Annotated in this window: 11 protein-coding genes and 1 pseudogene; 9 read left to right on the top strand and 3 right to left on the bottom strand. The window is 69.9% G+C overall.

Translation table 11 applies throughout. The annotated features are described in order from the left end of the window. Window positions 1–7: 7 nt before the first annotated feature. Window positions 8–997, top strand: coding sequence for a D-2-hydroxyacid dehydrogenase (locus FQ137_RS00250; protein WP_149290615.1), 990 nt, complete (start codon window positions 8–10; stop codon window positions 995–997). Window positions 998–1,109: 112 nt separating this feature from the next. Beyond that, complete coding sequence (gene thpD, locus FQ137_RS00245; RefSeq protein ID WP_149290614.1) at window positions 1,110–1,973, top strand: ectoine hydroxylase; 864 nt, start codon at window positions 1,110–1,112, stop codon at window positions 1,971–1,973. Between the two features lie 21 nt (window positions 1,974–1,994). Here the strand turns inward: thpD and FQ137_RS00240 are convergent, their stop codons facing one another. Then, window positions 1,995–2,906 (bottom strand): LysR family transcriptional regulator, encoded by a 912-nt coding sequence (locus tag FQ137_RS00240; RefSeq protein ID WP_149290613.1) that lies wholly within the window; start codon window positions 2,904–2,906, stop codon window positions 1,995–1,997. A 152-nt stretch (window positions 2,907–3,058) separates the two neighbouring features. On the opposite strand from FQ137_RS00240, the gene FQ137_RS00235 reads away from it, so the two are divergent. Beyond that, window positions 3,059–4,300: a Glu/Leu/Phe/Val dehydrogenase gene (locus FQ137_RS00235; protein ID WP_188064691.1), complete on the top strand. Its 1,242-nt coding sequence runs from the start codon at window positions 3,059–3,061 to the stop codon at window positions 4,298–4,300. Between the two features lie 63 nt (window positions 4,301–4,363). Here FQ137_RS00235 and kstR read toward each other — a convergent pair whose 3' ends face one another. Then, window positions 4,364–5,098: a cholesterol catabolism transcriptional regulator KstR gene (kstR, locus tag FQ137_RS00230; RefSeq protein WP_149290612.1), complete on the bottom strand. Its 735-nt coding sequence runs from the start codon at window positions 5,096–5,098 to the stop codon at window positions 4,364–4,366. Between the two features lie 199 nt (window positions 5,099–5,297). Between kstR and FQ137_RS00225 the strand changes: the two genes are divergently transcribed. The 6 genes and pseudogenes from FQ137_RS00225 (at window position 5,298) to FQ137_RS00205 (ending at window position 12,577) form a co-directional block, all read left to right on the top strand. Beyond that, a complete protein-coding gene (locus FQ137_RS00225) occupies window positions 5,298–7,469 on the top strand; it encodes an acyl-CoA dehydrogenase (protein WP_149290611.1) in 2,172 nt (723 codons plus the stop codon). Window positions 7,470–7,496: 27 nt separating this feature from the next. Then, window positions 7,497–8,591, top strand: a pseudogene (locus tag FQ137_RS15650) (acyl-CoA dehydrogenase family protein); the annotation flags it as partial. Between the two features lie 39 nt (window positions 8,592–8,630). Beyond that, window positions 8,631–9,842, top strand: coding sequence for an acyl-CoA dehydrogenase family protein (locus FQ137_RS15645; protein ID WP_370452364.1), 1,212 nt, complete (start codon window positions 8,631–8,633; stop codon window positions 9,840–9,842). 34 nt (window positions 9,843–9,876) lie between these two features. After that, window positions 9,877–10,959 (top strand): bifunctional MaoC family dehydratase N-terminal/OB-fold nucleic acid binding domain-containing protein, encoded by a 1,083-nt coding sequence (locus FQ137_RS00215; RefSeq protein WP_149290609.1) that lies wholly within the window; start codon window positions 9,877–9,879, stop codon window positions 10,957–10,959. Next, a complete protein-coding gene (locus FQ137_RS00210) occupies window positions 10,956–11,393 on the top strand; it encodes a MaoC family dehydratase (protein WP_304506050.1) in 438 nt (145 codons plus the stop codon). Before FQ137_RS00215 ends, FQ137_RS00210 begins: the two co-directional genes overlap by 4 nt. A 5-nt stretch (window positions 11,394–11,398) precedes the next feature. Continuing rightward, window positions 11,399–12,577 (top strand): lipid-transfer protein, encoded by a 1,179-nt coding sequence (locus tag FQ137_RS00205; protein WP_149292531.1) that lies wholly within the window; start codon window positions 11,399–11,401, stop codon window positions 12,575–12,577. Between the two features lie 59 nt (window positions 12,578–12,636). Here FQ137_RS00205 and FQ137_RS00200 read toward each other — a convergent pair whose 3' ends face one another. Continuing rightward, window positions 12,637–13,719, bottom strand: coding sequence for an alpha/beta hydrolase (locus tag FQ137_RS00200; protein WP_149290608.1), 1,083 nt, complete (start codon window positions 13,717–13,719; stop codon window positions 12,637–12,639). Window positions 13,720–13,845: the final 126 nt, after the last annotated feature.

Raw genomic sequence — 13,845 nt, 5'->3', positions numbered from 1 at the left:
TGGGGACATGACGCAACCGCACCGAGGTTCGGGCACCCGGCCGACCGTCGTCGTCCTCAGCGCGGACGGCCTGGAACCCCCCACCACCCTCGAGCAGATCCGCGAGTTCGCCGACGTGCGCGAATGCACGGCGGACACGCTCGCCGACGCCCTCCCTGGGGCGGAGATCCTGCTCGTGTGGGACATTTTTTCCGGGGTCCTGGCCTCGGCATGGCACGCCGCGGACTCGTTGCGCTGGGTGCACGTGGCCGCCGCCGGGGTGGACACACTGCTCTTTGACGAGCTGCGGGACTCAGACGTACTGGTGACAAACGCCCGCGGCGTCTTCGACGAGCCGATCGCCGAGTACGTCCTGGCCTGCGTCCTGGCCCACGACAAGCGGCTGCACGAGACGGAGGCGCTCCAGCGCGCGGGACGGTGGCGCCACCGCGAGACCACCCGGGTGGCCGGCCGGCGCGCCCTGGTGGTGGGAACAGGCGGGATCGGTCGCGCCACCGCGCGACTTCTCCGGGCGGTCGGGCTCGACGTCAGCGGAGCAGGGCGCCGTCCCTCCGACGACGACGAGGACTTCGGTTGTGTCCTGGATTCCGCGCGACTGGTCGATCACCTCGGCGACGTGGACCACCTCGTGATGGTGGCGCCACTGACCGACGCCACGCGGGGGATGCTCGGCCCCGCGGAACTGGCCGCCCTTCCCGACGGCGCCCACGTGGTGAACGTCGGTCGCGGAGAACTCGTGGACCAGGACGCCCTGACGGCTCAAATCGCAGCGGGCAGGCTCTCGGCGCATCTGGATGTCCTCGTCGTCGAACCCCTCCCCGAGGGCGACCCGCTCTGGACCCTCGACGGCGCGCACATCAGTCCCCACATGTCCGGCGACGTGACCGGGTGGCGCGATGTGCTCTCGCGCCAGTTCAGCGGCCACCTGCGCACCTGGGTCGATGGCGGGACGCCCGGCCCGGAAGTGGACAAACATCGAGGATACGTCAGCGGTTGACTGGTTGTCCGCTCCATCGGACGCCGATACGGTCGGCGTCGCGAGGGGCGGCACCCCTCGCTTTCCCGAGTCAGCCTGGGTTTTTCAAGGCTGAGGAGAGAAAGGAGACGTAGTGACCGTTGCCGTTGATGACTACCTGACCCGCGTGAGTGGGCGTCCGGAGATCGTCGAGCGCCGCGACCCCGTCGTGTGGGGCCGGACCGAGGATCCCGAGGTTCTCCGGTTTTCCGAGCGCGGATACGTCCAGCGAGAGGGTGCGCTGGATAGTCGGCAGATCGACGCCTGCCTGGCGGAGATCGACCGAATCGGGGCGGACCCGCAGATGGCCGATGATCCCCGGATCATCCGCGAGGAGGGCAGCGAGGCCGTCCGCTCGGTCTTCGACGTCCACGCCCTGAGCGAGGTGGTGTGGGAGGCCGTCGAGCAGTCCGGTGCGATCGACCTGGCCCAGCAGATCCTCGGCTCGGACGTGTACGTGCACCAGAGCCGACTCAACTACAAGCCCGGATTCGCCGGCGGGGCGTTCTACTGGCACTCGGACTTCGAGACCTGGCACGCCGAGGACGGCATGCCCCGGCCGCGCGCGTGCAGCGCGTCGCTCGCGCTGACGCCCAACGAGACCTACAACGGTCCCCTGATGATCATGCCGGGCACGCACAGGTACTACGTGCAGTGCGCGGGCGAGACGCCGGAGGACTACTACAAGGAATCGCTGGTGACCACGGCGCCGAAGATCGGGGTGCCGTCCGAGGAGCACATCACCGAGATGTATGAGCGCCACGGTCTCGACGTCCTCACCGGCGGTGCGGGTTCCATGACGATGTTCGACTGCAACGCTTTGCACGCGTCGGGTGGCAACATCACGCCGCTGCCGCGGGCGAATGTGTTCATCGTGTTCAACAGCGTCGAGAACGAGTTGACCGAGCCGTTCGCCGGTACCCCGCCCCGGCCGGACTTCCTCGCGCGCAGGCCCTGAGCCCTGTATCGACGTCGTCGGTCAGACCGGGCCCAGGCCCACCTCACGGGCTGCGAGGGCGAAGGCCTCGACGAACGCCTGGAGCGGTCGGCGGCGAGCGTCGCGTCGGCGGTAGGTGATCGACACCGTCCTGGACAGGTCGTCGGTCAGTGGCAGCACCTCCACGTCCGCCGGGTAGGTGCTCAAGCCCAGGTCGGACACGAGGGTGACGCCGAGGCCTGCGGCGACCAGGGCCAGCGCCGTGGACTGCTCCCCGGCCTCGTGTCGCACCTCGGGCTCGAACCCCGCTTCGCGGCAGGCGATCCGCACCGCGCGGCCGAAGTGCGAACGCGGATGCGCGAGCACCCACGGCGCCGCGGCCAGGTCGGCCAACGACACGCGCTTCGAGTCCATCGAATCGCGGGGCACCACCGCGTGCAGTGATTCCCTCGCGACCGGCACCCGCACCAGGTCGGAGACGTCCGCCATGGCGTAGCTCGAGTAGTCCAGCACGAACGACAGATCGAGTGAGCCGTCCCGGACCGCGCCGGTCGTATCCTCCGGCGCCAGCTCCCGGGTTCGCACCACGATGCCCGGGTGGTCCCGGGACAGAATCCGGATCCCGGCCGGCAACAGCGTGGACGCCACCGACGCCCACACCCCGGCCGAGAGCGTGGTCCCGACGCCCGCGCGGGCCGACTCCATGGCGTAACTGGCGTCCTCGACCGCGGCCAGAATGGTCCGCGCATGCCCGGACAATACGAGACCGGCCTCGGTCAGCGCGAGCCCGCGCCCCCTCTTCTCGAACAAGGCAGTCCCGGCTTCGCGCTCGAGCAACGACAGTTGCTGGGAGACAGCCGACACCGTGTAGCCGAGTGCGGCGGCGACCGCGGTGACGGTGCGACGGCGCTCCAGTTCGTTGAGCAGTCGCAGTCGGTGCAGTGACGGCTCCATAGCCCGAGCGTAGGAGTCCGCGGGCACACCGTGCAGGAAAAGTGAATGGTCCGGTCCATGAAGTCTCGCTGGACCGGTCGAGCGCTCGATCCCATGCTGGAGACACGCCGTCGGACCAGCCGACGGACGAGGTCGCCGAGGAGGCGAGCACCATGACGTCCATCGAGATCCCGGGCACCACCGGTCACACCGGAACGGTCCCACAGACCGTGCCCGCTGCCGCGCCGGAGACCGCCCCCCGGCCCAGCCGCGAACCGTACCTGCGGCTGCACTGGGAGGACGATGAGACCGGGGCGCGCGGCTACCTCGTCGTCGACACCCTCGTCGGGGGCCTGGCCACCGGCGGAACCCGCATGCGCGCCGGGTGCACCCTCCGCGAGGTCGAGGACCTGGCCCGAGGCATGACCCGCAAGACCGCAGCGTTCGACCTGCCCGTCGGCGGGGCCAAAGGCGGCATCGACTTCGACCCCAAGGACCCTCGCGCGGTCGAGGTGCTGGGGCGGTTCTTCGAGGCCATGCGGCCGTTCCTCGACCGTCACTGGGTCACCGCAGAGGATCTGGGCGTCACGCAGCATCTGATCGACGAGGTGTTCACCCGGCTGGGGATGCGGCAGTCCTATCATGCGGCGATCGAGCGGTCGGCTGGCCCCACCGCGACCGCAGACCGGATCTTCCGTGGGCTGAACGCCGAGGTTCCGGGCGGGCTGCTGGGGGACGTCATCGGTGGTTACGGGGTCGCGCAGGCATGCCTGGCTGCGGCCTACGTCCGCGGATGGGATCCGGAACGCACCTCGGTGGCGATCCAGGGTGTGGGCACGATGGGTGGCGGCGCAGCGTGGTACCTGCACGAGGCGGGAATGCGCGTGGTCGCCCTGGCAGACGCAGCCGGCACCCTCTACGACCCGGCAGGGCTCGACGTCCCGGCGCTACTGGCGACGCGCGACCGGTTCGGGGAGATCGATCGCGCCGCCGTTCCCGCCCGGGTGCAGCGGCTGGACCGCGACCGGATCCTCGGCATGGACGTCGACGTACTCGTCCCGGCCGCGGTCTCGTACGCGATCACCGCCGAGAACTGTGGGGAGGTCACCGCGCCGATCGTGGTCGAGGCGGCCAACTCCGCCACCACTACCGACGCGGAACTCGACCTCACGGCTCGCGGGATCGCGGTGCTGCCGGACTTTGTCGCCAACGCCGGGGCCGTCGCCTGGGCATGGTGGCTGATTCTCGGGGAGGTCGACGACCAGCCCGAGACCTCTTTCCTTCGCCTGAGTCGCGAGATGACCGGCAAGGTCGCGGATCTGCTGACCGACTGGGACCCGGCCGGTGGCCCGCTGCGGTGGGTCGCCGACCTGTCCGGCCCGGTTCGCACGGTCCCGACGATCGTCGTGCCCTGACGCCGGACGCTCCCTCTCTCGCCACCCGCCAAGGCTCGGCCGAAAGTCGCGGGGCGGGCGGAATCAAGCGTCCGGGGCGGTACCCACGGCCGGATCGCCGTCAGTCTTGTCGGAGTCGTTGCCGTTCCCGATAGCCGAGTGCATCCGCGCCCGACGGGGGGAGTCATCGCTTCCCAACAGTAGATCGATGGTCAGGCCGAGCCGGTTGGAGACCTCGGCGGCCGATGAGCGGCGGGTCAGCCACGCCACGAGGTTGGACATCCACACGTCGGAGACGACGCGGGCGATCGTGAGCTGCACCTCGTCCGGGGTGCCCTGGGCCATCGCGCGGGCGAGGATCCGGTCCATGTAAAAGCCGACCTCCTCGACCTCGTTGGCCACGGAGGCGTCGGCGAACATGAAGGCGCGCGTCATGGCCTCGGTGAGGTTCGGGTCGCGCTGCATGGACTTGGTGATCATGTCCACCACGACCTTCATCCGTTCCTGCGCGGTGTCGCCGGGCGGGGCCGACCGCTCAGTGCGCTGGTCGAGTCGGCGAAACTCTCGTGCGAGCGCGGATACGAGCAGGTGAACCTTGGACGGGAAATACCGGTAGAGGGTGCCCACCGCGACCTCCGCCTTCTCCGCGACGGCCCGCATCTGCACCGCCTCGTAACCGCCCTTGGCGGCCAGAGCCAGCGTGGCGTCCAGGATTCGACGGCGGCGTTCCCGTTGCGACGACGTGCTGGGTTCGTCGCTCCGGAGGGCGGGGTCCGACGCGGCGGTGGCGGAACCGGTCTCGGTCGAGCTCTTGTTCATGGAAGCGAACCTTCTGCGCTGGTCGGATCGGTACCGCGGGATCAGCTGGCGATCCCGGGAGGTGTCCGGGTGGCATTGCGGACCCTGCTGGTGCATTCTAGAACACGTTACCTAGAACACGTTCTATATTGGGCGTGGAGTGCGTGGGTCAACGACCCGCGCCCAGTACGCAACCCCGCCCGTGTCGAGGAGCCCACCAGTGAGTATCGCCACTACCCCAGATCAGACCGAGATCCAGAATTCGATCAAGGCCTGGGCCAAGTCCGCCGACCCCGTGGCCACGGTACGCGCCCAGGAGGACGATCCGAAAGCCTGGAAGGCGCTGTGGCCCCAGCTCGCCGAGCTAGGCCTTTTCGGAGTCGCGATCGCGGAGGAGCACGGCGGTGCCGGCGCCGAGATCGTCGATCTGGCCTGCATGCTCGAGGAGGCCGCCGCGCGGATGGCGCCGGGGCCGATCCTGTCCACGGCGCTGACCGGCGTGCTGGTCTCGCGCGCGGGAGGGGCCGTCGCGCAAGCGCTCGGCGAGACGCTCGCAGAGGGCGGCCTGCCCGTGGGCGTGTGCCTGGGCATCGGTACCGCGACCCTGGACGGGTCGGGGCCGGTCACCGGCGATCCTGGCGTCGTCTACGGGGGCACCCCCGACGGTGGCGTGCTGCTGCCCGTCGAGGTGGACGGCGCCACTCGCTGGGCCCTGCTCGAGGCGGGCACCGAGGGCGTCACGGTGACCCCGTCGACCCCGTACGACATCTCGGCCTCGATCGGCCGCGTCAGCCTGCAGAACGTGACCATCCCGGCCGACCGCATCCTCGACGGCGTCACCACCGACCACGTCCACCAACTGTTCGTCACCCTGGCCGCCGCCGAGGCTGCGGGCGTCGCGGACTACACGCTCGCCACCGCGGTCGACTACGCCAAGATTCGCGAGCAGTTCGGCCGCACCATCGGCTCGTTCCAGTCGATCAAGCACCTCGCCGCCGACATGCTCTGTCGGACCGAGCAGGTCCGCGCGCTGGCGTGGGACGCCGCCGTGGCCGCCGAGGATCTGCTCGCTGCGGACTCGGAGCTGCCCGTCGCCGCCGCCGTGGCCGGGGCGTTGGCCTTCGACAACGCCGTGCGTAACTCCCAGGACTGCATCCAGATCCTCGGCGGGATCGGCTTCACCTTCGAGCACGACGCGCACTTCTACATGCGGCGGGCGGGCGCACTGCGCCAGGCGATCGGCGGCGCGGCCCGCTGGCGGCGCGCGCTTGCCGAGCTCACCCTGGCCGGGACTCGCCGCCACCTCGACATCGACCTGTCGGAGATCGAGGGCATCGACGCCAAGCGCGAGGAGATCCGCGAGCTGGTGGCCCGGGTCGCGGCCGTCTCCGGCGACGAGCGCAAGCGGGCCCTGGCCGACACCGGCCTGTTCATGCCGCACCTGCCCGAGCCCTGGGGCCTCGGCGCGAGCCCGGCTGTGCAGCTGCTCATCGACGAGGAGCTCGAGGCCGCCGGCGTGACCCGCCACGACATCACCATCGGTGGCTGGGCCGTCCCGACCGTTCTCCAGGCCGCTCCGGAGCACGCCGATCTTCTCGTGCGCGACACCATGGCCGGCGCGGTCAAGTGGTGCCAGCTGTTCTCCGAGCCCGGTGCCGGCTCCGACCTGGCCGCGCTCCGCACGACCGCCGAGAAGGTCGAGGGCGGCTGGAAGCTCAACGGCCAGAAGGTGTGGACCTCGCTGGCGCGCGAGGCCGACTGGGCCATGTGCCTGGCCCGGACCGACAAGGACGCCCCCAAGCACAAGGGCATCACCTACTTCCTCGTGGACATGCGCTCCGAGGGCATCCGTACCCGGCCGCTGCGCGAGATCACGGGCGAGGCCCTGTTCAACGAGGTCTACCTCGAGGACCTCTTCGTCCCGGACGAGTTCCAGGTCGGCGAGGTCAACGACGGCTGGAAGATCGCCCGGACCACCCTCGCCAACGAGCGGGTGGCCATGGGCGGCGGCTCCTCCCTCGGCGACGCTGCCGAGGAGATCATCGGCCTCATCAAGGCCGCCGATGTCACCGACGACGCGCTCGTGCTGGATGAGTTCGGAAAGCACGTCGCCGACGGCGTCGTCGGCAACCTCCTCGACCTGCGCACGGCACTGCGGAGTCTCGCCGGGTCCGGTCCGGGCGCCGAGTCCTCGGTCCGCAAGATCGTGGGCGTGCGTCACCGTCAGGACATCGCCGAGTTCGGTCTGCAGCTCACCGGCACCGGCGGCGTCGAGTTCACTGAGCAGGGTCGCAAGTTCCTCATGGTCCGCTGCCTGTCGATCGCCGGCGGCACCGAGCAGGTGCTGCTCAACGTGGTGGGCGAGCGCATCCTCGGCCTGCCCCGCGACTGACCTTCACCCCATTAAGGACTGATCCCCGTGGACTTCACCCGTACCGAGACCCAGACCGCCGTCGCCGAGGCGGTGGCCGGCGCACTGTCGACGGCCGCCCCCGCCGAGGAACTGCTCACGGCGCTGCCCAGCCGCAGCGTCGACGACGCTGGCTACGACGAGCGACTGTGGGCGGCGTTCGCCGATTCGGGGCTGCTCTCCCTGGGCCTGCCGGCCGCGCTCGGGGGGGACGACCTCACGGCTGCTGACATCGCGGTGGTGCTCGAGGAGGTCGGACGTGCCGGTGTGGTGATCCCGGCCCTGGAGACTCTCGGTCTGGGCGTCGCGCCGATCGTCGCGCTCGGCACCGCCGAGCAGCAGGCCAGGTTGCTCGAGGGCATCGAGGACGGCCGTATCCTCACCGCCGCCGTCGCCGAGCCCGGCACCCCGCTGCCGCTCGAGCCCACCGTGCGGCTGGACTCCGGGACGCTGACGGGGACCGCCACCTCCGTGCGGTACGCGGCCCAGGCCAGTTCGGTCCTCGTGCCGGTGTCCACGCCGGAGGGTGCGGCCCTCGTCGTCGTCGCCCCCGACGCTCCCGGGGTCACCCTGACCCCCACCCTCGGCTCCCTCGGCGTGCCCGAGTACGCGATGCGGTTCGAGGCCACCCCGGTCGACGACGACGACGTGCTGCGCGGCTCGGGGTCAGAGCCCGTCCTCGAGGTGTTCCGACGTCTCGTCCTGTCGGCCTGCATCGCGCACGGCGACGGTCTCATTGCCGGCGCGCTGGACATGACGGCCGGCTACCTCAAGGACCGGGTGCAGTTCGGGAAGCCGCTCGGGTCGTTCCAGGCGGTCCAGCAGGAGCTCGCGGACGTCTACATCGTGTCGCAGACGCTCCACGTGATCGCGCAGTCGGTGGCGTGGCGCGTCTCGGAGGGGCTGGCCGGACCCGGCGACCGCTACGAGACCGACCCGACGATCGGCGCCTACTGGCTGGCGGCCGAGGGACCGCGGGCGGTCCAGATCCTCCACCACCTGCACGGCGGAGTCGGGGTGGACGTCACCTACCCCATGTTCCGGTTCTCCTCGGCGGTCAAGGACTTGGCCCGGTTCGTCGGCGGCGCGCAGTTGCACCTCGACGCGGTCGGAGCAGCGGTCGCCGCCGACCCGGTCGAGCAGGTGGCTCCTGCCGTCACCGACGCCGACGCGGCTTCCGACGGTGCGTTCATCGACCTCACGCCCGAGCAGCGGGCACTCCAGGCCGAGCTGCGCGAGTATTTCTCGACGCTCATCTCGCCGGAGGAGGCCGCGGACATTGCCACGACCCGCCACGGTGACACCTACGCCGAGATCATCAAGCGCATGGGTCGCGACGGCTGGCTGGGCGTGGGGTGGCCCACCGAGTACGGAGGCAAGGGCTTCGGGCACATCGAGCAGCAGATCTTCACGAACGAGGCCACGCGGGCGGACGTGCCGCTGCCGTCGGTCACGCTGCAGACCGTGGGGCCGACGTTGCAGAAGTACGGCACCGAGGCGCAGAAGGCGAAGTTCCTGCCCGGCATCCTCGACGGCTCGATCCACTTCGCGATCGGGTACTCCGAGCCCGACGCCGGCACCGATCTGGCCGCCCTGCGCACGACCGCCAAGCGCGACGAGGCCACCGGCGACTGGATCATCAACGGGCAGAAGATGTGGACGACCGGCGGGCATCACGCCGACTACATCTGGCTGGCCGCCCGCACCGGTACTCCGGACTCCCGGCACCGGGGATTGACGATCTTCATCGTCGACACCACCGATCCCGGTTTCTCGTTCACGCCGATCATCACTTGCGACGGTGCGCACCACGTCAACGCCACCTACTACTCGGACGTGCGCGTGCCCGCCGACATGGTCGTCGGCGAGGTCGACGGCGGCTGGAAGATGCTCACCACCCAGCTCAACCACGAGCGCGTCATGCTCGCACCCGCTGGGCGGCCCGGCGGCTACTACGACGAGCTGGCCGCCTGGGCCCGAGGCACCGGCCCCGACGGGATCCGCCACCTGGACCGCCCCGAGGTGCGGCGCGGGCTCGCGGAGATCTTCGCGATCGTCCGGCTCAACGAGTTGCTCAACTGGCAGGTCTCCTCGATGGGAGAGAACCCGTCGATGGGCGACTCCGCGGCCTCCAAGGTCTTCTCCACGGAGAAGATCCAGCACGTCGGCCGGATCGTCGAGGAACTCCTCGGCCGTTTCGGCGATCCGACCGACCCCGACACCGCGGTACTGCAGCGCTGGTTCGACATGATGAACAAGCGCAACGTGGTGATCACCTTCGGCGGCGGCGTCAACGAGGTCATGCGCGAACTGACCTGCATGGGCGGCCTCGGCATGCCCCGCACCGCCCGCTAGAGACACACCCCCCTGATCCCCCGAGAAGGTACTCATGAGTGACGAGCAGGCCGCCCGCATCCTCGCTGCCGCCGAGGAGGTCCGCGCCTCCGGCGGGAGCGCCCGCCGCGCGGGCCGCGACCCGATCAACCTCCCGATGATCCGCAACTGGACCGAGGCGATCGGCGACACCAACCCGATCTACGAGTCGGAGGACGCGGCCCGCGCCTCCGGCCACGGCGGTCTGGTGGCGCCGCCCGCGATGGCGCAGGTGTGGACCATGCGCGGACTCGGCAAGACCCGCGAGGCCGACGATCCACTGGGCCGGATGACCGACCTCCTCGACGCGGAGGGCTTCACGTCGGTCGTCGCGACCAACTGCGATTCGACCTACCACCGGTACACCCGCCCGGGCGAGGAGGTGACCATCGAGTCCGTCCTCGTCGACGTGGTCGGGCCCAAGACCACAGGTCTGGGGGAGGGTTGGTTCTTCACCACCCGCAACTATTGGCGCGTCGGCGACGAGATCGTGGCGGAGATGGACTTCCGCATCCTCAAGTTCCGTCCCGCAGCGAAGCCCACCGAGCCCGCCGCCGGTGACGGGGCCGTGGACCGCATCGTGGCCAGCTCCGGCTCGGCCGCCGACGACCTGGTCGTGGGCAAGGTCCTTCGCCCGTCTGTCTCGCACGACACCCGCTTCTTCTGGGACGGGGTCCGCGCCCACGAGCTGCGCATCCAGAAGCGCGAGGACGGCTCGCTGCAGCACCCGCCGGTGCCGGCGCTGTGGAAGGACAAGACCGAGGAGACCGACTACGTCGTGGCCTCCGGCCGCGGCACGGTGTTCAGCTTCGTCACCCACCACGCGCCGCGCGTGCCGGGCCGGACGCGGTTCCCGTTCGTCATCGCCCTGGTCGAACTGTCCGAGGGCGTGCGCATGCTCGGCGAGTTGCGCGACATCGAACCCGACGACGTGCGGATCGGCATGGAGGTCGAGGTCGAGTTCCTCGATATGCCCGGCGACACGAGCGAGGATGCCGCGTTCGGCACCGAGCCGTGGACCCTCTACGCGTGGCGTCCCGCCGGTGCCCCGCCCGTCGCCCGTCAGATGCCCGAAGTCACGGAAGGTGGCGCCAAGTGAGCGAGAACCACACCATCTGCCCGGCCGAGCCGCCCGCCGTCGCGGTGGGGGACCGGCTCCCCGAGTTGACCATCGAGGGCACGCCGACATTCATCGTGGCCTCCGCGCTGGCGACCCGGGATTTCCAGGATGTCCACCACGACCGCGACCTGGCCCATCAGAAGGGCTCGAAGGACATCTTCGTCAACATCCTCACCGACACCGGCCTGGTGCAGCGGTTCGTCACCGACTGGGCGGGTCAGCGGGCGCGCATCACGTCGATCAAGCTCCGCCTTGGAGTGCCTTGGTACGCCTACGACTCCCTCACCCTCACCGGTGAGGTCACGGGGGTCGACGACGACGGACTGGTCACGCTGAAGATCGTCGGCACGGACTCATTGGGCGCGCACGTGACGTCGACGGCGACCCTCTACATGAACGGAGACCCGCAGTGAGCACCCTGGCGGACAGCACCCTTTCCGGCAAGGCGGCGATCGTCGGGATCGGCGCCACCGATTTCTCCAAGGACTCGGGCCGTTCCGAGTTGCGGCTGGCCGCCGAGGCCGTCCGCGCGGCGGTCGCGGACGCAGGACTTCAGCCCTCGGACGTCGACGGCCTGGTCTCGTTCACCATGGACACCAACACCGAGATCGCCGTAGCCCGCGCGGCAGGGATCGGGAGCCTGAACTTCTTCTCCCGCATCCACTACGGCGGCGGCGCGGCGTGCGCGACGGTGCAGCAGGCGGCGATGGCCGTGGCCACGGGCGTGGCCGAGGTGGTGGTCTGCTACCGCGCGTTCAACGAGCGTTCCGGGATGCGCTTCGGCCAGGTCAACTCGGCTCTGGTGCAGCAGGTCAACTCGTCTGGTACGGACAACGCGTTCTCCTACCCGCACGGCCTGTCGACTCCGGCGGGCTTCGTGGCCATGGTCGCGCAGCGCTACATGCACGAGTACGGAGCCACGAGCGAGGACTTCGGACGGGTCGCGGTAGTGGACCGCAAGCATGCCGCGAACAACCCCGCCGCGTTCTTCCACGGCAAGCCCATCACTCTCGCCGATCACCAGAACTCGCGCTACATCGCGGAGCCGTTGCACCTGCTGGACTGCTGCCAGGAGTCCGACGGCGGGCAGGCGATCGTCGTGACGACCCCCGAGCGGGCTCGTGACCTGCCGCACCGGCCGGTGTCGATCGCGGCGGCCGCGTCGGGCTCCGGTCCGGACCAGTACATCATGACCTCCTACTACCGTCCCGAGCTCGCGGGACTACCGGAGATGGGCATCGTCGGCGATCAGCTGTGGACCCAGTCCGGCCTGCGGCCCGACGACATGGATATGGCGGTGCTGTACGACCACTTCACCCCGTACGTGCTCATGCAGCTCGAGGAGCTCGGCTTCTGTGGCCGCGGTGAGGCCAAGGACTTCGTCCGGGAGCCCGGCGCGCTCGAGGTGGGCGGCCGACTGCCGCTCAACACGCACGGTGGCCAGCTCGGGGAGGCCTACATCCACGGCATGAACGGCATCGCTGAGGGCGTCCGGCAGTTGCGCGGCGACTCGGTGAACCAGGTCGACGGAGCCGAAAAGCTCGTCGTCACCGCCGGGACCGGGGTGCCCACTTCGGGGCTTGTGCTCACCGTCTGACCCGCTCCGGTGGGTCCCCGGGGGGGCGGGGGCCTGAGACAGGCCCTCCGCCCCCCCGGTCAGCCTCGCAGGCAGCCGCGCACGAACGACCCGATGTCCCGCACCGCCACCCTCGCCTCGGGGACGATCGGGTGGAAGACCTGGAATACGTGGAATTGGTGTGGCCACATCTGGAACTCGTGACGCACCCCGTGCTCGGCGAAGTTCTCCGCCATCTTCTCGATCCCCCCGCGGAAGATCTCCTCGCCCCCGCACTGGATGAGGAACGGCGGCCAGTCGGGGGATGGCACGTAGTTGATCGGCGAGATCGCAGGGTCGTCGGTGTCCACGCCCGGCGCGTACTGGCGACGGCACAACTCGGCCAGTCCCAGGGCGAGGAACGGGTCCTTCCGCGCCCGGTCCCGCGCAGTCATGTCCGTGAAATCGAGGTCGACCCACGGGGAGAGCAGGACGACGCCAGCCGGCATCGCCGCCCTGGTCTTCTCGAGGTGGGCCACCAGCTGCAGCGCGAGGTTTCCGCCCGCGGAATCCCCGGCCACCACGATGTTCTCCGCGCGGAATCCCATCTCGAGCAGCCACTCCCACCCGGCGATGGCGTCCTCGGTGGCTGCGGGATGCGGGTGCTCCGGGGCGAGCCGGTAGTCCGGTAGGAACACCGGCGTGCCGGTCTCGCCGGCGATCCGCGACGCCAATGCCTTGTGCGACCACGGCGATCCGAAGGTGAAACCACCTCCGTGGATGTGGTAGATGACCTGGTCCGAGTCGAAGAAGCGTTTGCGTCCCACCCACAGCCCGGGGACGGGTCCGTCTGAGGACCAGTCGTTGGTGGTCTCTAGGGCGGCCGCTCGCCCGGCACCCGAGGTGAGTGTCCGGAGTCGGCCGAGGGAGACGTCAGTCGCGGGCATCCGGTCCAGGGCCGGTCGCACGAACATCCGCAGCCCCCCGACGAGCCCGCGGGACCGCAGCGTGCCCTGCTCGGTCGGGCCGTGCAGCGCCGGGCCCGTCCGCCGTGAGGGACGGTCGGCTTCCCGCTCGGACGACCGACTGCCGTCCTGGGGCACGTCGCCCGAACCCGTCGAGCGCGGCAGTCGGAGACGACTGTCGTGCGGCGGGTCGGGATTTGTGGACCGTGAACCGCTCATGTTCGCAATCTAGGCTGTCCCCGGCTCTCCCGCTGTGGCGACCTGCCGAGCCGGCTTCATATTATGGATAGAACCTGTTTCAGCTATCGTGGATCTGTGCAGGTCAGCTTCTCGTCTGGACATGAG

The sequence above is a fragment of the Dietzia sp. ANT_WB102 genome (genome assembly GCF_008369165.1).
Taxonomy (GTDB): domain Bacteria; phylum Actinomycetota; class Actinomycetes; order Mycobacteriales; family Mycobacteriaceae; genus Dietzia.
The sequence above is the reverse complement of the archived record's forward strand: the minus strand, read 5'-3'. Positions and strand labels throughout refer to the sequence as shown.

What these genes read in the sequence shown, in the direction of transcription:
- FQ137_RS00250 (WP_149290615.1), top strand. Translation starts at nt 8, where the DNA reads ATGACGCAACCGCACCGAGGTTCGGGCACCCGGCCGACCGTCGTCGTC.
- FQ137_RS00240 (WP_149290613.1), bottom strand. Translation starts at nt 2,906, where the DNA reads ATGGAGCCGTCACTGCACCGACTGCGACTGCTCAACGAACTGGAGCGC.
- FQ137_RS00235 (WP_188064691.1), top strand. Translation starts at nt 3,059, where the DNA reads ATGACGTCCATCGAGATCCCGGGCACCACCGGTCACACCGGAACGGTC.
- kstR (WP_149290612.1), bottom strand. Translation starts at nt 5,098, where the DNA reads ATGAACAAGAGCTCGACCGAGACCGGTTCCGCCACCGCCGCGTCGGAC.
- FQ137_RS00215 (WP_149290609.1), top strand. Translation starts at nt 9,877, where the DNA reads ATGAGTGACGAGCAGGCCGCCCGCATCCTCGCTGCCGCCGAGGAGGTC.
- FQ137_RS00200 (WP_149290608.1), bottom strand. Translation starts at nt 13,719, where the DNA reads ATGAGCGGTTCACGGTCCACAAATCCCGACCCGCCGCACGACAGTCGT.